Below are 22,862 nucleotides of genomic sequence, written 5' to 3' on the forward strand. Positions count from 1 at the left end.
GCGGAGGGCGCCGAGGCGTCAGCGCGGCGAGTAGGGCGAGACGACGACCTCGACCCGCTGGAACTCCTTGGCGTCGGAGAAGCCGGTCGTGGCCATCGCCTTGCGGAGCGCACCGATCATGTTGAGCGTGCCGTCGGCGCGGCCGCCCGGACCGTGCAGGATCTCGCGCAGCGTGCCGACGGTGCCGACCCGCACGCGCTCACCGCGCGGCAGGTCGGGGTGGTGGGCCTCGGAGCCCCAGTGCCAGCCGCGGCCGGGCGCCTCGGTGGCGCGGGCGAGCGCGGCACCGAGCATGACGGCGTCGGCGCCGCACGCGATGGCCTTGACCAGGTCGCCGCTGCGGCCGACGCTGCCGTCGGCGATGACGTGCACGTACCGGCCGCCCGACTCGTCGAGGTAGTCGCGGCGGGCCGCGGCGACGTCGGCCACGGCGGTGGCCATGGGCGCGTGGATGCCGAGGCTGGCGCGCGTGGTGTTGGCGGCACCGCCGCCGAAGCCGACGAGGACGCCCGCGGCGCCCGTGCGCATGAGGTGCAGCGCGGCGGTGTAGGTCGCGGCGCCGCCGACGATGACGGGCACGTCGAGCTCGTAGATGAAGCGCTTGAGGTTGAGCGGCTCGGCCTCGGAGGAGACGTGCTCGGCCGAGACGGTCGTCCCGCGGATCACGAACAGGTCGACGCCGGCCTCCACGACGGTGCGCCAGTGCTCCTGCGTGCGCTGCGGCGACAGGGCGCCGGCGACGGTGACGCCGGCGGCGCGGATCTGACGGATGCGCTCGTGGATGAGCTCGGGCACGACGGGCTCGGAGTACAGCTCCTGCATGCGGCGCGTGGCGTCACCCGCGGGGATCGTGGCGATCTCCTCGAGCAGCGGCTCGGGGTTCTCGTACCGCGTCCACAGGCCCTCGAGGTCCAGCACGCCGATACCGCCCAGGCGTCCGAGCTCGATCGCGGTCTCCGGGCTCATCACGGAGTCCATCGGCGCCGCGACGACCGGGATGTCGACCTGGTAGGCGTCGATCTGCCAGGTGACGGACACGTCGTCGGGCGTCCGGGTGCGCCGGCTCGGGACGACGGCGATGTCGTCGAAGGTGTAGGCGCGACGCCCACGCTTGCCACGGCCGATCTCGATCTCGTTGCTCACGGTCACCCAGGCTACCGGGCGGATGCGCGACGCACGGCGTGGACCGCCGCATGGATGTCGGTCGCGGATGGCAGGGTGTGGGCATGACAGCAGGCGGGTGGACCTCGAGCAGGGTGCTCGGCTTCGACACGGAGACGACCGGGGTCGACGTCACGAGCGACCGAATCGTCACGGCCGCGCTCGTGATGCGCGACGGCCTGGGAGGCCTGTCCCGCGTGCGCACCTGGATCATCGACCCCGGGGTCGAGATCCCCGAGGCCGCCTCCGCGATCCACGGCGTCACGACGGCGTATGCCCGCGAGCACGGTCGCCCGCCGGCCGAGGTGCTCGAGGAGGTCGCCGCGGCCCTGGCGGGCGCGATGGCCGACGGCGTCCCGGTCGTGGCGTTCAACGCCTCCTACGACCTCACGATCCTCGAGTACGAGCTCGCCCGGCACGGGCTGGTCACCCTGACGGACCGCCTCGGGCGCGCCCCCGGCCCCGCGATCGACCCGCTGGTCCTCGACCGCGCGCTGGACCGCTACCGCCCCGGCAAGCGCCGGCTGGGCAACCTGGCGGAGTACTACGGCGTCGTGGCCACCGGAGAGCTGCACGCCGCCGACGTCGACGTCGACGCGACGCTCGACGTCCTCGGCGCCCTGGTGCGCCGGTTCCCCGAGCTGGCCGAGGTGCCGCTCTCGGCGATGCACGAGCGGCAGATCCGCGCGCACCACATGTGGGCGCGCGGTTTCAACACCTGGCTGCAGGAGAACGGCTACGACCGGCCCCCGGCCGACGGCAGCTGGCCCCTGCAGGGCGAGTACGCGCTCGGCGAGGAGATCATCGCCGACATCGTGGCCCGCGCCCGCGCCGCCGCCGCGGCGCAGCGGGTGGACAAGCAGCTGGACAAGCATCAGCTGGACAAGCAGCCGGTGGACCAGCCGGTCGCAGCAGCAACCGGCTGATCCACCCGCGCTCCCGTCAGGCCGCGATGTAGCCGTTCGGGTTGATGACGTACTTCTTGGCGGCCCCGGCATCGAAGTCCGCATAGCCCTGCGGGGCCTCGTCCAGCGTGATGGGGGTCGCGTTGACCGCCTTCGCGATCTGCACCTTGTCGTGCAGGATCGCCATCATCAGGCCCCGGTGGTACTTCATCACCGGGCACTGCCCCGTGGCGAACGACAGCGACTTCGCCCACCCGAGTCCGAGACGCAGCGAGAGCGAGCCCTCCTTCGCCGCGTCGTCGATCCCGCCGGGGTCGCCCGTGACGTACAGCCCGGGGATGCCGAGCCCACCGCCGGCGGCCGTGACCGTCATGAGGGAGTTCAGCACCGTCGCGGGCGCCTCGTGGGACGCGTCGGCGCCGTGGCCGCGCGCCTCGAACCCGACGGCGTCCACCGCGCAGTCGACCTCGGGCACGCCGAGCAGCTGCTCCAGCTGCTCCCCCGGGTCGCCCTTGCTGACGTCGACCGTCTCGCAGCCGAAGGACCTCGCCTGCGCGAGCCGCTCCTCGTTCAGGTCGCCGACCACCACGACGGCGGCCCCCAGCAGCTGCGCCCCGGCCGCCGCTGCCAGCCCGACCGGCCCGGCACCCGCGATGTAGACCGTGGAGCCCACGCCCACCCCGGCCGTGACGGCGCCGTGGAAGCCCGTCGGGAAGATGTCGGACAGCATCGTCAGGTCGAGGATCTTCTCCAGCGCCTGGTCGCGGTCCGGGAAGGCCAGCAGGTTCCAGTCCGCGTACGGCACGAGCACGAACTCGGCCTGACCACCGACCCAGCCGCCCATGTCGACGTAGCCGTAGGCGCTGCCGGGACGGTCGGGGTTGACGTTCAGGCAGATGCCGGTCTTGCGCTCCTTGCAGTTGCGGCAGCGTCCGCAGGCGATGTTGAACGGTACGGAGACGATGTCCCCGACCTTGATGAACTCGACGTCGGGACCGACCTCGATCACCTCACCGGTGATCTCGTGCCCCAGCACGAGGTCGGACGGTGCGGTGGTGCGACCCCGGACCATGTGCTGGTCCGACCCGCAGATGTTCGTGCTGACGGTGCGCAGGATCGCCCCGTGCCGCACATCACGGCCGACGTTGGCGGGATTCACCCCCGGCCCGTCCTTGAGCTCGAACTCCGGGTAGGGCGTGTCGATGACCTCCACGACGCCTGGACCCTTGTACGCGACTGCTCTGTTGCTCGTCACTTCGACTCCTCGTTGAGTGCGGTGGGACCGTTCCCTGCTCGACCGCCCGTCCCCGGGGGGTCACCTCGACCCTAGGCACCTCACGACGGGATGAGAACCCCCGTGCGTGCGCCCACCCGCCTCAGGCGGAGGTGACCGCTCCGCTCCGCGCATCCATCGCCACGAGCGTGGCCGCGAGGACGTGCACACCCTCGGCCACGTGGTCGGTCTGCGAGAGCTCCTCGGGGCAGTGGCTCCGGCCACCGACCGACGGGATGAAGATCATCCCCATCGGGCCCAGGTGCGCCAGGTGCGCGGCGTCGTGCCCGGCGCCCGAGGGGACCGCCTGCCAGCGGAGACCGAGGGAGTCGGCCGAGGACCCGATGAGGTCCTGCACCAGCGGGTCCGCCCGCACGGGGTCCTGGTCGTTCAGCCAGTCCACCACGGTGGTCACCCCACGGCGCTCGGCCTCCGCCCCGATCGCGTCGACCACGCGGCGTCGTGCACCCGTGAGCCACGCCGCCTCGGTCGAGCGGATCTCGGCCCAGACCCGGGCCTCGTCAGGGACGACGTTGAGGGCACCCGGGCTCGACTCGAACCGGCCGACGGTCGAGACACCGTGCACCGGCGCGCCGCAGCCCTCGCGCTCGACGGCCACCACGGCCGCCGCCGCAGCCGCCAGTGCGTCGCGGCGCTGGTCCATCGGCATGGTCCCGGCGTGGTCGGCACGGCCGGTGAAGCGTGCGAAGAGTCGCTCGATGCCGGCGATGGCGGTCACGACCCCGATCGACGTGCCCGCGGTCTCGAGCACCGGACCCTGCTCCACGTGCAGCTCGACGTAGCCGTGCAGCGAGCCCGGGCTCCACCCCTGGGCGAGGGCGGCGCCGGGATCGAGACCGAACGTCGTCATGACGTCGCCCAGGCGACGGCCCTCGTCGTCGCGGCGGCCGAGGTGCTCGGCGTCCAGGAGCCCGGCGATCGAGCGCGAGCCGACGCACGAGACGCCGAACGGGTTGGCCTCCTCGCCGAGGAAGTCGACCACCACCAGGTCGCGCTCGAGCTGCTGACCGCTCTCGAGCAGCCGGCGCGCGACCTCGACCGCACCGACCACGCCGACGATCCCGTCGAAGCGGCCGCCCCCGTGCACGGTGTCGGTGTGCGAGCCGGTCATGAGCGGTGGGGCGGACCGGTTCCGTCCCGGCAGCACGCCCACGACGTTGCCCGCGGGGTCGAGGTGCGCCTCGAGCCCGGCGTCGCGCATCAGCGCCAGCGTCCAGCCGCGCGAGGCCCGGTAGGCGTCGGAGAACACCCGTCGCGTCCACCCCGGTTCGGCGGACTCGGTGAATCCAGCGGCGAGCGTCGCGATCGTCGAGGCGACGCGGTCGGCGTCGGGCGCCAGGCGGTCGAGATCGATCGACCCCGCCGTGCCGCCCGACGCCGTCACGCTCGCCTCACGCCGTCGGCGCAGCGGGCGCGCGGTCGTCGATGGCCGCCTGCAGCCCGGTGTCCCTGACGGTCATCCGGCCGGTCCCGGGCTGCACGAGCTTGACCACGAGGGCCAGCAGGCCGTCCAGGACGAGGGCGAGCGCGGTCACGAGGAGCGCGCCCAGCAGCACCCGCGTGTAGTCGTAGAGCGCCAGGCCGTCGAAGATGTAGCGACCCAGCCCACCGAGATTGACGAAGGCGGCGATCGTCGCCGTCGCCACGACCTGCAGGGTCGCCCCGCGCAGGCCGCCCACGATGAGCGGGAGCGCGTTCGGGAGCTCCACGCGCAGCAGGATCTGCCACTCGGTCATCCCCATGGCGCGCGCGGCGTCGACCACCGAGCGGTCGACGTTGGCGATACCGGCGTAGACGCCGGCGAGCAGCGGTGGCACGGCCAGCGCCACCAGCGCCGTGATCGGCGGGATCAGCGTGGAGGACATCAGGAGCACGAGGAACGTCATCAGCCCGAGGCTCGGCAGGGCGCGCATCGTGTTGGCGAGCCCGACGATGATGCCCTCGCCCCTGCCCGTGTGGCCGATCGCGAGGCCGAGCGGTACGGCGATCACGGCACCGACGAGGAGCGCGAGGGCGGAGTAGCCCACGTGCTCCACGAGCCGGTTGAGGATGCCGGTCGACCCGGCCCAGTTGGTGCCGTCGCCCAGGTAGGCGGCCAGGTCAGCGAGCACCGGAGACCACCTCCCGCAGCCGGCCGACCTCGGGGAGCGCCTGGGCGAGCGCGCGCAGGCGGCGTTCGGAAGCCCGCAGGCTGGCACCGCGGATCCACGGCGTGAACGCTCGTCCCACGAGGGCGATGATCCGGTCGAACACGATCGCCACGAGCAGGATCAGCACCAGCCCGGTGAGGATCTGCTCGGGGAAGTCGCGCTGGTAGCCGGTCGTGAACAGCTGGCCCAGTCCACCGATGCCGATCACGGCACCGACCGAGACCATCGAGACGTTCGTGACGGCGACGACGCGCGTCCCGGCCGTGAGCACGGGGATCGCGAGCGGGAGGTCGACCGCCGTCGCGCGGCGCCACGAGGAGTAGCCGACGGCCGTGGCCGCCTCGCGCGTGGCGGCAGGGACGGCGTCGAGCGCCTCGAACGTGGTGCGCACCGACAGCGCCACGGTGTAGAGCGTGAGCGCGACGACGACGTTGATCGGGTCGAGCACCCGCGTCCCGAGCAGCAGCGGCAGCACGACGAACAGCGCCAGCGACGGGATCGTGAAGATCGCGCTCGAGAGCACGACGGCGACCGTGCGCGCCCGGCGCCGGTCGCGCAGCAGCAGCCCGATCGGGATCGCGACGACCACGCCGATGAGCGTGGGGACGACCGAGAGGTAGAGGTGCTGCACGAGCAGCGGCTGCACGGCCTCCCAGTTCCGGATGCCCCAGAGGTTCACGAGAGCGCGTCCTGCGTCGCGGTGGCACCGAGGACGCCGGCGTCATCGGTGGTCGAACCGCGCTGGGCCGACAGCGCCGCGAGCACGTCGTTCGCCTCGACGACGCCCAGCAGCGCGCCGTCGTCGTCGACCACCACGCCCCGCTCGGACGGTGAGGACAGCACGGCGTCGAGCGACTGGCGCAGCGTGCGCGACGGCGTCGAGAGGGAGCCCAGCGGCGCCAGCGCCGCCTCGCCCCGCTCGCCCACCAGGGCCTGGCGGGTGGCGTTCAGCCAGCCCACGGGGCGCCGGTCGCCGTCGACGACGAGCGCCCACGCGTGCGGCGCGAGCGCGGGTGCGGAGCCGAGTCCCGCGAGCGGGAGCGTCTCGACGTCGTGCACCGGCACCTGCGTCGCGGACTGGAAGGACAGCGAGCGGAAACCGCGGTCGCGCCCGACGAGGTTGGTGACGAACGGGTTGGCGGGCCGCGTCAGGACCGCCTCGGCGGTGTCGAGCTGCTGCAGCACGCCCCCGGTCCCGAACACCGCGACCCGGTCGCCGAGGCGGATCGCCTCGTCGATGTCGTGGGTGACGAACACGATGGTCTTGGAGAGCTCGGACTGCAGGCGCAGCATCTCGCGCTGCAGGTCGTCGCGCACCACGGGGTCGACGGCGGAGAACGGCTCGTCCATCAGGAGCACGGGCGGGTCGGCGGCCAGCGCACGCGCCACACCCACGCGCTGCTGCTGACCGCCCGACAGCTGGGCCGGGTAGCGCGTCGCCATCCGCAGGTCCAGCCCGACGCGCTCCATCGCCTCGAGCGCGGTGATCCGCGCCTTGCGCTTGGTGACGCCCTGCAGCACGAGCACCGTGGCGACGTTGTCGACGACGGTGCGGTGCGGCATCAGGCCCGCGTTCTGGATGACGTACCCGATGCCGAGGCGCAGCTCGGTCGGTCGGACGGTGGAGATGTCGCGGCCCCCGACCGTGATGGTGCCCTCGGTCGGGTCGATCATCCGGTTGATCATCCGCATGGACGTCGTCTTGCCGCAGCCGGACGGGCCGACGAACACGGTGAACGACCCCTGCTCGATCTCGAGGCTGAGGTCGTCGACCCCCACCGTGCCGTCCGGGAATCGTTTCGTGACGTGGTCGAACGTGATCATGAGGATCCTCTCAGGCGGTGGCGCAGTGCGCCGGGGTCGTCGACGAGGTCGGCCGGGGTGGTGTCGGACAGGTGCTCGTGCTGGGCGTGCCAGGTCGCGTCGCGCAGCGCGCGACCGGACATCGCCGTCGCGGCGATCGCGACCAGGGGCCGCACCTTCTCCACGACGTCGTGGGCCACCTCGGCGCTGCCGAGCGCCGAGGTGAGGTCGACGACGGCGCCGTGCAGCCCGGCGACGCCGATCCCCAGGCGGCGGGAGCCGCGCCGGGCGATGTCGGCGCTGAGCGCGTCGGCGGCGAGCAGCGTCTCGATCGCGAGCAGGATCTCGGTGGCCTCGATCGCCTCGACCGTGGCGAGCACGGCCGCGAAGGCCTGCGAGCTGTGGTCCTCGACGCCGTCCCCCACGGTGGTGCCGGCGGTGGACAGGGGATTGGCGAGGTGCTTCAGCCTGACCACGACCTGCGAGGCGGTGTTCGCCAGGATGACGGGGGTCAGGAACCCGGCCGACGACGCCGCCGCGGCGATCTGGTCGACCAGCGGCCGGTCGGAGCGCACGCGCTGCACGAGCGAGGCGATGCGCCGTTCGGCGAGCATGCCGACGTGGGCCAGCACCAGCCTGGTGGACTCCGCCGAGATGGCGAGCTCCAGCACGGAGAAGTTCCCCGTCGGACGCACCACCCCGGCCTCGACGTCCACGAGCGGGTTGTCGGTCGGCGAGTTCAGCTCGACGGTGAGGATCTCGCGCAGGTCGGAGGCGACCTGGTGCAGCACGCCGTGCACCTGGGGCACGGTGCGGATCGAGAGCGCGTCCTGGAGCGAGATGGTGGCGATGAGGCCCTGCTCGAGGTCGCCGCCGGAGACCGCCTCGCGGACCGCCGCCGCGGAGGCCACCTGACCGGGCATCGGCCGGGCCTCGGCGACCACCTCGTCGAACGGCGCGAGGCTCGCGCCGAGCGCCTCGACCGTCATCGCCGCGACGAGGTCGGACGAGAGCACGAGCGTGTCGAGCTGCAGCGAGGCGAGGCACGCGAGCCCGATCGACCCGGAGTTCGCCCCGACCAGGGCGAGCGCGTCCTTCGGACCGAGGGTGGCCGGGGTCAGCCCCGCCGCCGCGAGCGCCTGCGCCCCGGGGACGCGGGTGCCGTCGGGACCGAACGTGCTGCCACGCCCCACCAGGACGGCGCCGATGGCGGCGAGCGGGGCGAGGTCGGCCGCCCCGACGGAGCCGAACCGGGTCACGACCGGGGTGATGTCGGCGTCCACCAGCGCGACCAGGGCGCGGAACGTCGCCACCGAGATCCCCGACCCGCCCTGGGCGAGCCCCGCCAGGCGAGCCGCCAGGATCGCGCGGGACTGGGCGGGGCTGAGCGCCTCCCCCACCCCGGCCGCGTGGGAGGCGAGCACGAAGTGCTGGAACTGCTCCTGCAGGTCGAGGGGGATCTCCTGGTCACGCATCGGACCGAGCCCGCGGTTGACGCCGTAGCTCGGGAGCCCGTCCGCCAGGACGCTGTCGATGACCCGGCGGGCCCGGGCCAGGAGGTCGATCGTCGCCTGCGGGGCGCGGAACCGTGCGCCGCCGACGGCGACCAGGGCGACCTCGCCCGGGGTCAGGCGCTGCGTGCCGAGGTCGATGACCGCGCGCCCGTACCCGGGGGCGCCGGCGGTGGCCGGCGCACCCGGGGACGGTGCGGTGCTGCGGTCGTCGATCGACATGTCAGCCGATGAGGCCCTTCTCCTCCAGCCACTCGCGCGCGGCGACGGCGGGCTCGAGCTTCTCGTCGCCCGAGACCTTGCCGTTGAGCGCGAGCAGGTCCTCCGTGGTCAGCGCGGCCGAGACGGCGTCGAGGACCTCGGTGATCTGGTCGGTCACCTTGTCGGAGTTGAGGACCGGCACCACGTTCTGCGCGGCGAAGTTGGCGTCGGGGTCCTCCAGGACCACGAAGTCGTTCTCCTCGATCGCGGGGGTGGTGGTGTAGATGTTGGCGGCCTGGACCTGGCCGTCCAGCAGCGCCGAGACGGTGGCGGGGCCACCGCCGTCGGCGATCGCGACGAACTCGACCGGCTCGAAGCCGTAGAGCGCCGCGAGGCCGGGCAGGCCAGAGGGACGCTCGGCGAACTCGGCGTTGGAGGCGAACTTGATCTCGCTGTTGTAGGGCGCGAGGTCGGCGATCGTGGTGAGGTTCCACTGCTCGGCGGTCTCGGCGGTCACCACGACGGCGTCCTTGTCCTCGGCCGGCGCCGGCTCGAGGGTCGCGAGACCCTCGGCCTCCAGGGCCGCGGGGAGCGCGGCGTCGACGTCCTCGGCGGACGTGGCGGTCGCCTCGGTGTCCAGGAAGCGCAGCAGGTTGCCGGTGTAGTCGGGGATGAGGTCGATCGAACCGTCCTGGAGCGCGGGGATGTAGGCCTCGCGCGAACCGATCTGGAACTTGGTCTCGACCTCGACCCCGGCGTCCTCCAGGGCGATGGCGTAGAGGTTGGCGATGATCTCGGACTCGGTGAAGTTGGCGGAGCCGATGATGACGGAGCCGGTGTCGCCGCCCTCGCTGCTGCCGCTGCTGCTGCTCGTGTCGTCGCCGCCGGCGAGCGGGTCGCCGCCACCGGAGCAGGCGGTCAGCACCAGCGCGGACGCGGCGGCGATGGACGCCAGGGTCGTGATCTTCCTGCGGGACATGGGTGCTCCTCGTTGGGTCGTGCGGGTCGGGTGCCCGGGGCGCGTGCTACGCACCGGAAGCCTTGCTGGTCGTGCGGTCGGGGCCGTCTGGGAGGTTCGGGTCGTTCGGCAGGTACCGGAGGAGCTCGATCTCCATGATGTCCTCGCACTCGGCCAGGGCAACAGGATCCGTCGCGGAGCTCGCCAGGGGAAGGGTGGAGGCGTCCACCGTGACGACCACCACGTCGAAGCCGCCCTCGCCCGCGTCCTTCACCGCGAGCGGGAGGCCGGTGTCGGCGCGCAGGATCGCGATGGTGTCGGGGTAGGTCGCGAGGCGTTCGCCCCCGGACTCCACGGCCATGTACTCGTTGAGGTAGGGCACTGTGACGTCGCCGACGCGGAACGTGCCGTGGTCCCAGCCACCCCGCGTGACGGTCGGCGTCGCGAGCTCGAGCGGGCCCCTCGCCAGCACGCGACCGCCGGTCTCGCGCAGCACCGCCTCGACGACGGCGGCACCCGTGTTCCGGCGTCGTGAGTCCAGCTCGGCGGCCATGGCGGCGCCGAGGTCGAGCGCGAGCGAGATGGCGCCGATCGCGGCGTGCTGCTTGACCCAGTCCAGCTCGACGACGTTGCGCGCCGAGGCGATGAACCCGCCCGTCCGGACCGAGATGTCGCGCAGCACGTCGTCGCACGTGGTGACGAGTCCGGTGTTGACCGAGAGGAAGTGACCGTGGAGCGCGCGGTTGCCGCCGGAGACCACCTGCGTCGTCGTGTAGCCGGGACGCGTGGTGAGCCCGAGCGAGCCCAGCTTGCCCGTGGGGTGCGCGCGGACGTCGCCGGCGGCGTCGAGCACCTTGACGCCGAGCAGCGAGGACTGGATCCAGCCGTTGACGGTGGTGGAGTAGCCGTTCTGACCGGTCATGACGGCCGCGATGGGGTGCTCGGACAGCCGCATCAGCTCGCGCAGGGCGTCGACGTAGTCGACGGGGCGGATCTCCCAGTTCGCCGCGGCGGGTGCGCCGATCGCGGCGACGGTCGCCACCCAGGCGTCGGCGGGCAGCTCGTCCACCGTCGCGAGCACCGGCGTGCTCACGCTCGTGGCCAGGCCGCCCATGAGGACGCCGTGGTGCTCCCAGCCGCCCCCGCCGCAGGCGAAGACCCCGCCGCCCAGGACGGCGTTCCTGGCGTCCGTCGCCGTCAAGTCACGCATCGCGCTCTCCCTCGTTCCTTCCGAACCATGCCACGGGGGCCTGACACGTCTCGCCCCCGGCCGCCGCGGACGCCGCCGCCTCGGGGTAGCCGGCCTGCGCGTGCCGCAGCACGCCGAGCCCGCTGTCGCCGTCCAGCGCCCTGGTCAGACGCTGCGCCGTGGAGGCCGCGCCGTCGGCCACGATCGAGACACCGGTCGACTGCATCCAGCCGGCGTAGCCGCCCCCGCCGGAGTGGATCGCCACGAGGTCCGCCCCGGTGGCGGACAGCACCATCGCGTCCAGCAGGGGCCAGTCGGTGACGCCGTCGGAGCGGTCGCGCATGCCCTCGGTGCCGATGCGCGGGTGCGTCATCCCGGCGGAGTCGAGGTGGTCGCGCGAGAACAGCACGGGCGCCGTGAGCTCACCGCTCGCGACGAGCTCGTTGACGCGGACGGCGATCGCCGACCGCTCCCCCAGCCCCAGCCAGCACGAGCGTGCGGGGAGCCCCTGCTCGGGCACGTGCTGCCGCGCGAGGGCGATCCAGGCGGCGATCTCGGGGCGCTGCGGGAAGAGGGCGGAGACCTCGGCGTCGATCCGGTCGAGGTCGCGCGCATCCCCCGACAGCGCCACCCAGCGGAACGGACCGATGCCCCGCGCGAACAGCGGACGCAGGTAGCCCTCCATGAAGCCGGGGATGCTCAGGATGCGGCGCTCGGCCGACTCGCGGCTCTCCCGACCGACCGGCACCGTGTCGTCGAGCGACGCGATCGCCTGCACCCGCAGGTTGTTGCCGTTCTCGAACACCACCGCGCCCGCCCGGGCGAGGGCGAGCATCGCCTCGACCTGGCGCGCGATCGACGCGCGGGCGTCGCGCTCCACGCGCTGCGGGTCGCTCTCGCGCGTCGCCGCCCAGGACTCCAGCGAGTAGCCGACCGGCAGGTAGCCGAATCGCACGTCGTGCGCTGCGGTCTGGTCCGTCACGACGTCGGGCACGAGCCCGCGCTCGGCCACGGCCGGGAACGTCTCGGCCGCGTTCCCGAGCAACCCGACGGCGATCACCTCCCCCGCGTCCAGCGCGTGGTGCAGGGCCGCGAGCGCGCTCTCGAGGTCCTCGGCGACGACGTCGAGCCCGCCCGCCGAGCGCAGCCGCTCGATCTTGACCGGATCCGCCTCGACCGTGAGCGAGGACAGCCCCAGGATGGCGGCGCTGATCGGCTGCGACGAACCCATGCCGCCCATGCCGGCCGTCAGCATCCAGCGTCCGCGCAGGTGCTCGGGCGTCCGGCCGCCGAAGTGGCGCGCGGCGACGGCGCCGAGCAGCTCGTACGTCCCGGCCAGGACACCCTGCCGCCCGATGTACTGCCAGGCGGCGGCGGTCAACCCGCCCCAGATGGTCTGCCCGGCCGCGAACCGGTCGTAGAAGCGGTCGGCGGTGGCCCAGTTGCCCACGGTGTTGTTGACGGCGGACAGCACGAGGGGCGCGCCGTCGTGCGTGGGGAGGGTGCCGACGGGGATTCCCGACTGGAGGACGAGGGTGTCGGCGACGTCGAGCTCGAGGAGCGCGGTGGCGATGCGAGCCGCGGCGTCCCAGTCCCTGGCGGCCTTGCCGATGGCGGCGTACACGACCAGGTCCTGCGGCCGCTCGCCGACCTCGAGGACGTTCTCGAACATGCGCAGCAGACCCTCGGCGCGCCAGCTGCGTGCACGCAGCTCGGTCCCGCGGTGAGCACGCAGCGGTTCGGCGCCGCGCGCGAGGATCGGACTGAGCGCAGTCACCGGGCGCCCCTGTCGAGCACGGGTGGGCCCGTGTCCGGGCGCGCGCGCACGCATCGTTCCGTCCCCATGCCAGCAGCGTGGCCCCGGCGGACGGCGTCCACCAACCCGCGCGCGGCCGTCTCAGCATCCGGTCCCGCGCTCACAGCACCTCACCCCGTCCGTCGGTGGACGACAGACCGACGCCCGCGTCCCAGACAACCGTCCCGCGTGCGATCGTGGCGGTGACGACGACACCCGGCCGCACGCCGTCGTACGGCGACCAGCCGGCGCGCGAGTGCAGGCGACGCTCGTCGATCCGCGCGTCCGGATCGGTCCGGAGCACGGCGATGTCAGCGTCCTTGCCGACCTCGATCGACCCCTTGCGCCCCTCGAGCCCGTAGCGCCGCGCCGGACCGATGGTCAACGCCTCGAGCGCGCGCGTGAAGACCTCCTCGCCCCTCGCCAGCGCCCCACCGAGCGTCACGGCAGCCATCGTCTCGACGCCGGGGGCGCCGGAGCGGTTCGCCAGGATCGAGTCGTGGTCCTTGAGCTCCGCGGGCCACGGTGCATGGTCGCTCGAGATGACCGGCACCCGCCCGGCCGCGATGCGTGACCAGAGGCCCTCGCGATCGGCCCCCTCGCGCAGCGGGGGGTTGATCTTGAGACGACCGCGCCGGGTCTCGAGGTCGGCGCTGGTGAAGGTCAGGTAGTGCGGGCAGGTCTCGAACGTGACGTCGGCGCCCTGGTCGCGGTACCAGAGCGCGAGGTCCACGCTGCGGGGAAGGGACAGGTGGCACAGGTGCAGCGCGCTGCCGGAGGTCGCCGCGATCTCCATCGCGGTCAGGACGCCGAGCGCCTCCGCGACCGGCGGCCTGCTGCGGGTGTGGGCGTGGACGTCGGTCGAGCCGGCCTCCTCGACCAGGAGCGCCTTGATGATCTCGTTGTTCTCCGCGTGCGCGCACAGCGTGCGTCCGGTCGCCCCGACGGCGGCGCTGACGTTCAGCAGGTCGCGGTCGTCGATCCGGGGGAAGCGGACCGGGTCGGTGTCGAACAGGCTCACCTTGAACCCGCGGGCACCGGCGTGCGCCAGCGCCTCCGCGCGACGCCAGCCTCCCCTGGGCTCGATCGTGCCCAGGAGGGCGACGTCGACGTGCGCCTCGCGATCGGCGAGCTCCTGCTTGGCCCGCAGCCGATCGACGGTGTTGACGGGCCCGGTCGCGTCGAACGGCATCTCCACGATCGTCGTGACCCCGCCGGCCGCCGCGCTCCGGGTGGCGGCACGGATGCCCTCGTGCGCGTGGCTGAGGGAGTGCACGTGGGCGTCGACGATCCCCGGGATCACGCGGTCCTCGCCGACGTCGATCCGCCGGGCCCCGCTCCTGTCCTCGGCGGAGGTGGCGGTCACCCGGACGATCCGCTCGCCCTCGATCCAGACCTCGCCGCGCCGCCAGGTACCCCCCAGGAGCAGCCTGCCCGCGACGACCAGGGTGGGGCGGAGCGGCTGACCGACGGCGTCGCCCGGGTGCGCACCGGACGCCGTCGCGTCGTCGTCGGGTCCAGTCACGCCGCCTCCTCGGTCTGGCACGGATCGGTGTCCGAGGGTACGTCGAGCCTCGTCGCGGGCCTAGGCACCCGGCCTACCGCGTCCCGAGCACCCTGCTACGGTTGACACAACAGTTGAGACAAAGGGGTGTCGCATGGACTGGTGGACCTGGCCGTTCCTCATGGCGGGGATCTGTCTCGCGCGCCTGTTCCGGACACGGGAGTCGATGGTCCTGGGTGAGGTGCAACGGATCTCCCACCGCTGGCGCCTGCCTCTGACGTGGACGGCCCACGTCGATGCCGTTCGCCGGACGCGGAGCATCGCCCGTGGCGACGCGATCGGCGCCGTCGTCGGATCGGGGCTGGGCCTCCTCGTCGGTTGGATCACGCGGTCCACCGGTTATCCCTACGGCGCGATCGTCGGACTCTGGCTCGGCATGACTCTCGGAACGGCCGCCGCTGCAGCTGCCCAGGTGCCGTCGGCCCCGCCGGGCCCACGGGTCACGCATGCGCGGGCACTCAGCGTCGACGACTTCGCCCCGCGCTGGCTGACGGTCGTGACGTGGACCGCCCCGGTTCTCGCCGTGGCGGCGGTGGCGGCCGCGTCCCTGGTGCGCGAGGAACCGTGGGCCGCGCGCGACAGTCTCGCCGGCGCGATCGTCCTCATGACGGCGGCACTGCTCGGCCTGGCCGGATTCTCTCTCGTCTCCGCCCGCGCGATCCGAGCGCCCCGCCTCGCGCGGACGGACCTGGAGCTGGCGTGGCAGGACGGCTTCGTCGGCCGATCCGTCATCGAGGCCTCGGCCGTCACCGCTGTCGCCAGCCTGGGGGCGGTGGTGCTCGCGCTCTTCCCCGCGACCGCGGCCAGCGGGGTGCCGCTGCTGATCGCCGTCACCGCACTCGCCGTCGTCGCGCTGTGGCCCCGCCCGCAGCAGACCTTCCGCCGTCGGCTGTGGAACGATCGTGTCTTCGAGCTGACGCCGGAGGATCTCGAGGCCGCACCCGGCCGATCCTGAGCGCCGGCCGCAGGAGAGGCCCCAGCATGACCGCAGCGATCCGGATCGACCCCGGCTCCGCCGTCGCACCCTTCGAGCAGATCCGTGCGCAGTACGCCGCGGCGATCGACGACGGCGACCTCGCTCCCGGCGCCCGGCTCCCGACCGTGCGTCGGCTCGCCCAGGACCTCGGCCTGGCCGTGAACACGGTCGCGCGGGCCTACCGCGAGCTGGAGTCGGAGGGACGGGTCGAGACCCGCGGACGCGCCGGCACGGTCGTGGCCTCCCCCGCCAGCGACGCCGCTCGCTCCGAGCTGGCGGCCCACGCGTCGGCGTACCTCGCGCACGCGCGGCGCCTCGGCGTCGGGCTGGAGGAGTCCGTCACCGTCCTGCGCGACGCCGCCCACGCCTGAGGCGGCGGTCGCTCAGCGCGAGTAGTTGGGCGAGTCCGCCACCATCTGCACGTCGTGCGGGTGGGACTCCTTGAGCCCGGCCGGCGTGATGCGGACGAACTTGCCGCGCTGCTGGAGCTCGGGGATCGTCCGGGCGCCGACGTAGAACATCGACTGGTGCAGGCCACCGACGAGCTGGTGCGCGACGGCGGCGAGCGGACCGCGGTAGGGCACCTGGCCCTCGATGCCCTCGGTGATGACGTCGTCGTCGGAGACGTCGCCCTGGAAGTAGCGGTCCTTGGAGAAGCTGCGGCGGTCGCCGCGCGACTGCATCGCGCCGAGCGAGGCCATGCCCCGGTAGCGCTTGTACTGCTTGCCGTTGACGAGCACGAGGTCGCCCGGGCTCTCGTCGGTGCCCGCGAGCAGCCCTCCGAGCATGACCGTGTCGGCGCCGGCGACCAGCGCCTTGGCGATGTCTCCCGAGTACTGCAGACCGCCGTCGCCGATGACCGGGACCCCGGCGTCGCGGCACGCGCGGTAGGCCTCGTAGATCGCCGTCACCTGCGGCACCCCGACGCCCGCGACGACGCGGGTGGTGCAGATCGACCCGGGCCCGACACCGACCTTGACCGCGTCCACCCCGGCCTCCACGAGAGCCGCGGCACCGGCGTAGGTGGCGACGTTGCCGCCGATGATCTGGACGTCACGGGTGGCGGGGTCGGACTTGAGACGGCGCACCATGTCGAGCATGAGGCGAGCGTGGCCGTTGGCCGTGTCGACCACGAGCACGTCGGCGCCCGCCTCGACCAGCGCGGTCGCCCGGTCCCAGGCGTCGCCGAAGAAGCCGACGGCGGCGCCGACGACGAGTCGGCCCTCGCCGTCCTTGGTGGCCGAGGGGTACTGCTCGGACTTCACGAAGTCCTTCACGGTGATGAGACCGCGGAGGTGGCCCTCGTGGTCGACCAGGGGCAGCTTCTCGATGCGGTGCTTGTTCAGCAGGGCCGCGGCGTCCTCGCGAGCGATCCCGACCTGCGCGGTCACGAGCGGCGAGGCGGTCATCACCTCGCGGACGCGCGCGGTCTCGAACCGGTCGCGCGGGACGAAGCGGAGGTCGCGGTTGGTGATGATGCCGACGAGCGACCCGTCGTCCTCGACGACGGGGAGGCCGGAGACGCGGTACTGGCCGCAGAGGGCATCGAGCTCGGCGAGCGTCGCGTCCGGACCGATCGTCACGGGGTCGGTGATCATGCCGGACTCCGACCGCTTCACGAGGTCGACCTGGCCGGCCTGCTCGGCGATCGGGAGGTTGCGGTGCAGGATGCCGATCCCGCCCTGGCGCGCCATGGCGATCGCCATCCGCCCCTCGGTGACCGTGTCCATCGCCGCCGACAGCAGCGGGATCCTGACCGAGATCTCCCGGGTCAGCCGCGAGGTGGTGTCCGCCTCGCTCGGGATCACGTCGGTCTCACCCGGGAGGAGGAGGACGTCGTCGTAGGTCAGACCGACGAAGCCGAACTTCTCGGCGAGACCTTCCGGAGCGCCGAGCGGCGCGCTGTCACTTGCGGGGTACACGTCAGGAGCAGCCACCGGGCCATCGTACGCGTCGGAACGGAACGGCCCCGTGCCCCCCGACGGGTGAGACGTGTCATGCCGAGCGCCTCGGCGGACCCGCCGGACGACTCCCTCGGGACGTGCTGGAGCACCGGCAATCGCCCCTTACCCGCCTCGCTCGCCCCCTCTGATCGCCACAGGCTACCCAACCCGTGAACCTTCCTTGAACCGCTCATGAATCGCTTGTAGTGTGACCGGCGACACGACGGAGCTGCCGCGGCGCAGCACGACAAGGGGGCCTCCATGGCTGAACTCTCGCGACTGCCCGGCCCCGTGATGGACCACTGGGAGTGGCAGTTCGACGGCGCGTGCCGCCAGGTGGAGCCCTCGACCTTCTTCCACCCCGAGGGTGAGCGCGGCTCGGCCCGCCGTCGTCGCAACGAGACCGCCAAGGCCGTGTGCGCCGCCTGTCCCGTGCTCGCGCAGTGCCGCAGCCACGCTCTCGCCGTCAAGGAGCCCTACGGCGTCTGGGGCGGCCTCTCGGAGGAGGAGCGCACGGCGCTGCTGGATCCGACGCTCCGTCGCGCCGGCTGACCACAGGTTCCTCACCTGCACCCATGACGAGGCCCCGGGCGGATGATCCGCCCGGGGCCTCGTCGTGCTGCTGGGAACTACTTGGTGACGACCGCGAGAACGTCGCGGGCCGACAGGATCAGGTAGTCCTCGCCGGCGTACTTGACCTCGGTGCCGCCGTACTTGCTGTAGATGACGACGTCGCCCACGGCGACGTCGACCGGGATCCGGTTACCGGAGTCGTCGACCCGGCCGGGGCCCACGGAGACGACCTTGCCCTCCTGGGGCTTCTCCTTGGCGCTGTCCGGGAGAACCAGGCCGAAGGACGTGGTCTGCTCGGCCTCGAGCGTCTGAATGACGATCCGGTCCTCGAGCGGCTTGATGGAGACCGACACGTCGGACCTCCCCTTCCGTAGTGAAAAGAACGGTGGTCGGTCGCTCCGGGCACCTCCACCCGCCGTCGCGGGGGTCGGGCGGTCGTGTCCGTCGAGACCGGCGCCGGGACCTGCCCGGTGCTGCCACCACTGTAGGAAGCCGATTAGCACTCGGTCAAGGCGAGTGCCAGCGGGTCGGGTCCGTGAGACGCCCGTCGCCCCCGCGGGGCCACCTCAACCCGATGTCGGGCCCGTCCGTGGGGTCTGGGAGGATCGGCCCGTGGATCCCGCCAGCATCAGACCGCTCGTCGACCCGGCCGGGTGGGCCCTGCTGGCCCAGCTCCCTCCGTACGACGCCGCCCAGGCGCTCGCCCTCGGCACCGCCCTGCGCGAGACCGGCCTCGACGCCGACCTGGTCGCCGCGGCCCTCACGCAGTCGCGGTTGCGCGCCAGGGCCGTCGGTAAGTTCGGCGACCTCGCCCAGGACATGCTGTTCACCCCCGAGGGGCTCGAGCAGGCGACCCGGCTCACCGTGGCCGCACGCCACGCCCACCGCTTCCGCACCGCCGGCGCCACGCACGTCGCCGACCTCGGTTGCGGCATCGGCGCCGACTCGCTCGCCCTCGCCGGCCTCGGGATGCGCGTGCTCGCCGTCGAGCGGGACCCGGCGACGGCGATGGTCGCCTCGGTCAACCTGCGTCAGCTCCCGGAGGCGCGCGTCGTCACGGCCGACGCCTTCGCCGTCGACCTCGAGGGCGTCGACGGCGTGTGGGCCGACCCGGCCCGCCGCACGTCCTCGGGGCGCCGGCTGCACGAGCTGGCGGACTACTCCCCCGCCGTCGACGCGCTCCTGGACCTCCGCGCGCGCATCCCCCGCCTCGGCCTCAAGCTCGGCCCCGGTCTCGCCCACCGCGACATCCCCCGCGACGCGCACGCGCAGTGGCTCAGCGTGGCCGGTGACGTCGTGGAGGCCGACCTGTGGTTCGGCGACCTCGCCCCCGAGGGCGCCGGCAGGTCCGCGCTCGTCGTCGACGCCGCAGGGACAGGTGTCACGCTCGCCGGCGCGGGCGACCCATCGTCCCCCGTCGAGCAGGCCGACGCCGGCCCGGTCGGCTCCTACCTCTACGAGCCTGACGGCGCCGTCATCCGTGCCGGGCTGGTGGCGCGGCTCGCGGCCGACCTGGGCGGCCACCTCGTTGACCCGACCATCGCCTACGTCACGGCCCCCGCCCCGACCGCGACCCCGTTCGCGACCGGCTTCCGCGTCCTCGACGCGATGCCGTTCTCGCTCAAGCGCCTGAAGAGCTACCTGCGCGAGCGGGACGTCGGCGTGCTGGAGATCAAGAAGCGCGGCTCGGCGCTCGACCCGGCGCGTCTGCGCACCCAGCTGGCCCTGCGCGGCTCCGCCTCTGCCACCATCGTGCTGACGAGGATCGCCGGCGCCCCGCGGGTCCTCGTCGTCGAACGCCTGGGGGCCGGGACCGACGTCCGCGGCCCGGTCGCACCACCCGAGGAGTCCTGATGGCCGCACCCCGCGAGATCCCGTTCGCCCCGTCCCGCCGCGGCACGATCGGGTTGGAGTGGGAGCTGGCGCTGGTCGACGTCGACTCCGGCGACCTGCGCCAGGTCGCCGAGGTCGTCCTGGACGCGGTCCGGCCCGAGGGGGGCGGCGAGCACCCGCACATCAAGCAGGAGCTGCTGCTCAACACGATCGAGGTGATCTCGGGCATCAACGAGACCGTCGGCGGCGCCGCCGAGGACCTCGAGCGCGCGATCGCCGAGGTGCGGACCGTCACGGATCCCCTGCGGGTCGAGCTGATGTGCGCGGGCACCCACCCGTTCGCGCGCTGGAACCAGCAGAAGGTCACGAACAAGCAGCGCTACGCGACGCTCATCGACCGCACGCAGTGGTGGGGTCGGCAGATGCTCATCTACGGCGTCCACGTCCACGTCGGCGTCGAGGACGTGGCCAAGGTGCTGCCGATCGTGCGGGCGATGACGACGCTGCTCCCGCACCTGCAGTCGTTCTCGGCCTCCTCCCCGTTCTGGGGCGGGGAGGACACGGGGTACGCCTCCAACCGCGCCCTGATGTTCCAGCAGCTGCCGACGGCGGGGCTGCCGTTCGACCTGGCCACCTGGCCCGAGCTCGAGCAGTACGCCGGCGACATGCTCCACACCGGGGTCATCGACGCGTTCGACGAGGTCCGCTGGGACATTCGGCCCGCGCCCCGCCTGGGCACGATCGAGGTGCGGGTCAGCGACGGCACGCCGTCGATCCTCGAGCTGCGGGCCCTGGCCGCGTTCGTGCACTGCGCCATCGAGCACTTCTCCACGATGCTCGACGACGGTCTCGAGCTGCCCGTGATGCCGCCCTGGTTCCACCAGGAGAACAAGTGGCGCTCGGCGCGCTACGGCATGGACGCGATCATCATCCTCGACGCCGCGGGCAACGAGGAGCTGGTGACCGACGCCGTCTTCCGCTGGATCGACCTGCTGGGGCCCGTCGCGGACCGCCTCGGCTGCCGCGAGGACCTCGAGAACCTCCGCGTCATCGCTCGCCGGGGTGCCTCCTACCAGCGCCAGCGCGCCGTGGCGCGACGGTCCTCGGGGGCGCTCGACGCCGTCGTCAGCTCGCTCGTGCGGGAGATGCGGGCGGGCACCCCGCTGTAGGTCGCGAGGCCCTTTCGGGCGTTCGCGAGGCCTGGCGAACGCCCCCAAGTGCCTCGCGGACGCCCGAAAAGACCTCGTCGTCAGGCGGGGACGGAGACGAGGGACAGCGCCATCGAGGAGTCCACGGCGAGGTCGAGCGGGGACGGCGCCACCCCCGCGCGCACCAGCGCCGACCCGAGCGCCGCGATCATCGCGCCGTTGTCGGTGCAGTAGCGGATCGGCGGGATGCGGACCTCGACGCCCGCCGCCGCGCAGCGCTCCGCGGCGAGCTCCCGCAGCCGCGAGTTGGCCGAGAATCCGCCGCCGATGACGAGGGTGCGCACGTCGTGCTCGGCACACGCCCGCAGGGTCTTGGTGACCAGCACGTCGGCGACGGCCTCGGAGAACGACGCCGCGACGTCGGCCGGCGAGTACTCCTCCCCCGCGTCGGCGCGGCCCTCCAGGTAGCGCGCCACCGCCGTCTTGAGACCGGAGAAGGAGAAGTCGTAGGGGTGGCGCGCGAGCTCGCGGCCCTTCGAGAGCCCGCGCGGGAACGCGATCGCCGCGGGGTCGCCCTGCCTGGCGAGCCTGTCGACGTGCGGTCCGCCCGGGTAGGGCAGACCGAGCAGCCGGCCCACCTTGTCGAACGCCTCACCGGCCGCGTCGTCGAGCGTCTGACCGAGCTCCACGACGTCCGTCGCGACGTCGTTCACCAGCAGCAGCGAGGAGTGGCCGCCGGAGACCACCAGCGCCAGGAAGCGCTCGGGGAACGGACCGTGCACGAGCTCGTCGACGGCGGCGTGGCCGATCACGTGGTTGACGCCGTACAGCGGGACCCCGAGGCCGAGCGCGAGCGCCTTGGCCCCCGCCGTCCCGACCGTGAGCGAGCCGACCAGGCCCGGGCCCGAGGCGACGGCGACGGCGTCGACGTCCGCCAGGGTGACGCCCGCGGCGTCGAGCGCCGCGGTGATCGTGGGACGCAGCGCCTCGAGGTGGGCGCGCGAGGCGACCTCGGGCACGATCCCGCCGAAGCGTGCGTGCTCGTCCATCGAGGACGCCGTCACGTCGGCCAGCAGCTCGCGGCCTCGCACGAGGGCGACTCCGGTCTCGTCGCAGGTGGACTCGATGCCCAGCACCAGGGGTTCGCTCACGGCCACCGAGCCTACTCGCCGCCCGCCCTCGCGCCCGTCGGTGACGACGGTCACACCGGGGAAGGACCCGCCTCCGGTAGTTGTTCTTTCAACCATGACCGCTCTCGCACAGACCTCCGCCCTGGACGACACGTCCCTCGACCTGCTCTTCCACGATGCGCGCTCCGTCAACGCCTTCTCCGACGCCGAGGTGGACCCGGCCGAGATCGACGCCGCGTACGAGCTGCTCCGGTGGGCCCCGACGGCGATGAACATCTCCCCGCTGCGCCTGACGGTCGTTCCGCGCGGGGAGCAGCGCGAGCGGCTGGTCTCCCACCTCATGCCCGGGAACCGGGACAAGACGCTGGCCGCGCCGCTGACCGTCGTCGCCTCGGCCGATCCCGCGTTCCACACGCACCTGGGCACGCTCGCCCCGACGCGCGAGGGCCTGGCGGAGCAGCTCGAGAGCCAGCCGGAGCGCCGCGAGCAGATGGCCCGCACCAACGGGCTCATCCAGGCCGGCTACCTCGTGCTGGCGCTGCGCTCGCGCGGTCTCGTCGTCGGCCCGATGGGCGGTTTCGACGCCGACGCGCTCGACGCCGACCTGCACGCCGAGTCCGGCTGGCGCTCCCTGCTGGTCGTCAACGTCGGCTGGGCGGCCGCCGAGGACGGCACGTACCCCCGCGCGCCGCGCCTGGAGGCGGGCGACGCCGTCGTGACGCTGTAGC

At 73.1% G+C, this 22,862-nt stretch carries 21 protein-coding genes; 7 read left to right on the forward strand and 14 right to left on the reverse strand.

What is annotated here, in order from left to right:
• Window positions 1-18: 18 nt before the first annotated feature.
• Window positions 19-1,143: a GuaB3 family IMP dehydrogenase-related protein gene (locus SERN_RS02360; protein ID WP_135848505.1), complete on the reverse strand. Its 1,125-nt coding sequence runs from the start codon at window positions 1,141-1,143 to the stop codon at window positions 19-21.
• An 83-nt stretch (window positions 1,144-1,226) separates the two neighbouring features.
• Here SERN_RS02360 and SERN_RS02365 point away from each other — a divergent pair, with 83 nt between their 5' ends.
• Window positions 1,227-2,087: an exonuclease domain-containing protein gene (locus tag SERN_RS02365; RefSeq protein WP_135848506.1), complete on the forward strand. Its 861-nt coding sequence runs from the start codon at window positions 1,227-1,229 to the stop codon at window positions 2,085-2,087.
• A 16-nt stretch (window positions 2,088-2,103) separates the two neighbouring features.
• Here SERN_RS02365 and fdhA read toward each other — a convergent pair whose 3' ends face one another.
• The 10 genes from fdhA to SERN_RS02415 all read right to left on the reverse strand — a co-directional run bounded on the left by fdhA (window position 2,104) and on the right by SERN_RS02415 (window position 14,492).
• The gene (gene fdhA / locus SERN_RS02370; RefSeq protein WP_135848507.1) at window positions 2,104-3,321 is read right to left on the reverse strand and encodes a formaldehyde dehydrogenase, glutathione-independent; all 1,218 of its coding nucleotides are present in this window, start codon (window positions 3,319-3,321) and stop codon (window positions 2,104-2,106) included.
• Between the two features lie 121 nt (window positions 3,322-3,442).
• The gene (locus SERN_RS02375; protein ID WP_135848508.1) at window positions 3,443-4,744 is read right to left on the reverse strand and encodes a M20 family metallo-hydrolase; all 1,302 of its coding nucleotides are present in this window, start codon (window positions 4,742-4,744) and stop codon (window positions 3,443-3,445) included.
• A gap of 7 nt (window positions 4,745-4,751) precedes the next feature.
• Window positions 4,752-5,471 (reverse strand): ABC transporter permease, encoded by a 720-nt coding sequence (locus tag SERN_RS02380; RefSeq protein WP_135848509.1) that lies wholly within the window; start codon window positions 5,469-5,471, stop codon window positions 4,752-4,754.
• Window positions 5,461-6,189 (reverse strand): ABC transporter permease, encoded by a 729-nt coding sequence (locus tag SERN_RS02385; RefSeq protein WP_233251412.1) that lies wholly within the window; start codon window positions 6,187-6,189, stop codon window positions 5,461-5,463. The genes SERN_RS02380 and SERN_RS02385 overlap by 11 nt, the downstream gene beginning before the upstream one ends.
• Window positions 6,186-7,334 (reverse strand): ABC transporter ATP-binding protein, encoded by a 1,149-nt coding sequence (locus SERN_RS02390; protein ID WP_135848510.1) that lies wholly within the window; start codon window positions 7,332-7,334, stop codon window positions 6,186-6,188. Before SERN_RS02390 ends, SERN_RS02385 begins: the two co-directional genes overlap by 4 nt.
• Window positions 7,331-9,046 carry an aromatic amino acid ammonia-lyase gene (locus SERN_RS02395; RefSeq protein ID WP_135848511.1) on the reverse strand — a complete coding sequence of 572 codons (1,716 nt, stop codon included), beginning with the start codon at window positions 9,044-9,046 and terminating at the stop codon, window positions 7,331-7,333. Before SERN_RS02395 ends, SERN_RS02390 begins: the two co-directional genes overlap by 4 nt.
• Window position 9,047: 1 nt before the next feature.
• The gene (locus SERN_RS02400) at window positions 9,048-10,004 is read right to left on the reverse strand and encodes an ABC transporter substrate-binding protein (protein WP_135848512.1); all 957 of its coding nucleotides are present in this window, start codon (window positions 10,002-10,004) and stop codon (window positions 9,048-9,050) included.
• Window positions 10,005-10,050: 46 nt separating this feature from the next.
• Window positions 10,051-11,193, reverse strand: coding sequence for an S-methyl thiohydantoin desulfurase domain-containing protein (locus SERN_RS02405; protein WP_135848513.1), 1,143 nt, complete (start codon window positions 11,191-11,193; stop codon window positions 10,051-10,053).
• On the reverse strand, window positions 11,186-12,949 hold the full coding sequence (locus tag SERN_RS02410; RefSeq protein ID WP_199241476.1) for a urocanate hydratase: 1,764 nt from the start codon (window positions 12,947-12,949) through the stop codon (window positions 11,186-11,188). Before SERN_RS02410 ends, SERN_RS02405 begins: the two co-directional genes overlap by 8 nt.
• 139 nt (window positions 12,950-13,088) lie before the next feature.
• Window positions 13,089-14,492 carry a dihydroorotase gene (locus SERN_RS02415; protein ID WP_233251413.1) on the reverse strand — a complete coding sequence of 468 codons (1,404 nt, stop codon included), beginning with the start codon at window positions 14,490-14,492 and terminating at the stop codon, window positions 13,089-13,091.
• A gap of 133 nt (window positions 14,493-14,625) precedes the next feature.
• Between SERN_RS02415 and SERN_RS02420 the strand changes: the two genes are divergently transcribed.
• Window positions 14,626-15,486 carry a hypothetical protein gene (locus SERN_RS02420; RefSeq protein ID WP_135848515.1) on the forward strand — a complete coding sequence of 287 codons (861 nt, stop codon included), beginning with the start codon at window positions 14,626-14,628 and terminating at the stop codon, window positions 15,484-15,486.
• A 26-nt stretch (window positions 15,487-15,512) separates the two neighbouring features.
• Window positions 15,513-15,878, forward strand: coding sequence for a GntR family transcriptional regulator (locus SERN_RS02425; RefSeq protein ID WP_135848516.1), 366 nt, complete (start codon window positions 15,513-15,515; stop codon window positions 15,876-15,878).
• A 12-nt stretch (window positions 15,879-15,890) separates the two neighbouring features.
• On the opposite strand, the gene guaB is transcribed toward SERN_RS02425, so the two are convergent.
• Window positions 15,891-17,357, reverse strand: a complete 1,467-nt coding sequence (guaB, locus tag SERN_RS02430) for an IMP dehydrogenase (protein ID WP_233251471.1) — start codon at window positions 17,355-17,357, stop codon at window positions 15,891-15,893.
• Window positions 17,358-17,711: 354 nt separating this feature from the next.
• On the opposite strand from guaB, the gene SERN_RS02435 reads away from it, so the two are divergent.
• Window positions 17,712-18,002 (forward strand): WhiB family transcriptional regulator, encoded by a 291-nt coding sequence (locus SERN_RS02435; protein ID WP_135848517.1) that lies wholly within the window; start codon window positions 17,712-17,714, stop codon window positions 18,000-18,002.
• A gap of 77 nt (window positions 18,003-18,079) precedes the next feature.
• Here SERN_RS02435 and groES read toward each other — a convergent pair whose 3' ends face one another.
• Window positions 18,080-18,376 carry a co-chaperone GroES gene (groES, locus tag SERN_RS02440; protein WP_135848518.1) on the reverse strand — a complete coding sequence of 99 codons (297 nt, stop codon included), beginning with the start codon at window positions 18,374-18,376 and terminating at the stop codon, window positions 18,080-18,082.
• A 259-nt stretch (window positions 18,377-18,635) separates the two neighbouring features.
• Here groES and SERN_RS02445 point away from each other — a divergent pair, with 259 nt between their 5' ends.
• Both SERN_RS02445 and SERN_RS02450 read left to right on the forward strand, forming a co-directional pair.
• Window positions 18,636-19,877: a class I SAM-dependent methyltransferase gene (locus SERN_RS02445; RefSeq protein WP_135848519.1), complete on the forward strand. Its 1,242-nt coding sequence runs from the start codon at window positions 18,636-18,638 to the stop codon at window positions 19,875-19,877.
• Window positions 19,877-21,025 carry a glutamate--cysteine ligase gene (locus tag SERN_RS02450; RefSeq protein WP_135848520.1) on the forward strand — a complete coding sequence of 383 codons (1,149 nt, stop codon included), beginning with the start codon at window positions 19,877-19,879 and terminating at the stop codon, window positions 21,023-21,025. The genes SERN_RS02445 and SERN_RS02450 overlap by 1 nt, the downstream gene beginning before the upstream one ends.
• An 80-nt stretch (window positions 21,026-21,105) precedes the next feature.
• Here the strand turns inward: SERN_RS02450 and tsaD are convergent, their stop codons facing one another.
• On the reverse strand, window positions 21,106-22,155 hold the full coding sequence (gene tsaD / locus SERN_RS02455; protein WP_233251414.1) for a tRNA (adenosine(37)-N6)-threonylcarbamoyltransferase complex transferase subunit TsaD: 1,050 nt from the start codon (window positions 22,153-22,155) through the stop codon (window positions 21,106-21,108).
• Between the two features lie 94 nt (window positions 22,156-22,249).
• Here tsaD and SERN_RS02460 point away from each other — a divergent pair, with 94 nt between their 5' ends.
• Complete coding sequence (locus tag SERN_RS02460; RefSeq protein WP_158292541.1) at window positions 22,250-22,861, forward strand: malonic semialdehyde reductase; 612 nt, start codon at window positions 22,250-22,252, stop codon at window positions 22,859-22,861.
• Window position 22,862: the final 1 nt, after the last annotated feature.

Origin of the sequence: Serinibacter arcticus, assembly GCF_004786095.1 — a bacterium.
GTDB classification, from domain to species: Bacteria; Actinomycetota; Actinomycetes; order Actinomycetales; family Beutenbergiaceae; genus Litorihabitans; species Litorihabitans arcticus.

What these genes read in the sequence shown, in the direction of transcription:
- SERN_RS02435 (WP_135848517.1), top strand. Translation starts at nt 17,712, where the DNA reads ATGGCTGAACTCTCGCGACTGCCCGGCCCCGTGATGGACCACTGGGAG.
- SERN_RS02390 (WP_135848510.1), bottom strand. Translation starts at nt 7,334, where the DNA reads ATGATCACGTTCGACCACGTCACGAAACGATTCCCGGACGGCACGGTG.
- SERN_RS02460 (WP_158292541.1), top strand. Translation starts at nt 22,250, where the DNA reads ATGACCGCTCTCGCACAGACCTCCGCCCTGGACGACACGTCCCTCGAC.
- SERN_RS02365 (WP_135848506.1), top strand. Translation starts at nt 1,227, where the DNA reads ATGACAGCAGGCGGGTGGACCTCGAGCAGGGTGCTCGGCTTCGACACG.
- SERN_RS02425 (WP_135848516.1), top strand. Translation starts at nt 15,513, where the DNA reads ATGACCGCAGCGATCCGGATCGACCCCGGCTCCGCCGTCGCACCCTTC.
- SERN_RS02395 (WP_135848511.1), bottom strand. Translation starts at nt 9,046, where the DNA reads ATGTCGATCGACGACCGCAGCACCGCACCGTCCCCGGGTGCGCCGGCC.
- SERN_RS02420 (WP_135848515.1), top strand. Translation starts at nt 14,626, where the DNA reads ATGGACTGGTGGACCTGGCCGTTCCTCATGGCGGGGATCTGTCTCGCG.
- SERN_RS02400 (WP_135848512.1), bottom strand. Translation starts at nt 10,004, where the DNA reads ATGTCCCGCAGGAAGATCACGACCCTGGCGTCCATCGCCGCCGCGTCC.
- SERN_RS02405 (WP_135848513.1), bottom strand. Translation starts at nt 11,193, where the DNA reads ATGCGTGACTTGACGGCGACGGACGCCAGGAACGCCGTCCTGGGCGGC.
- SERN_RS02450 (WP_135848520.1), top strand. Translation starts at nt 19,877, where the DNA reads ATGGCCGCACCCCGCGAGATCCCGTTCGCCCCGTCCCGCCGCGGCACG.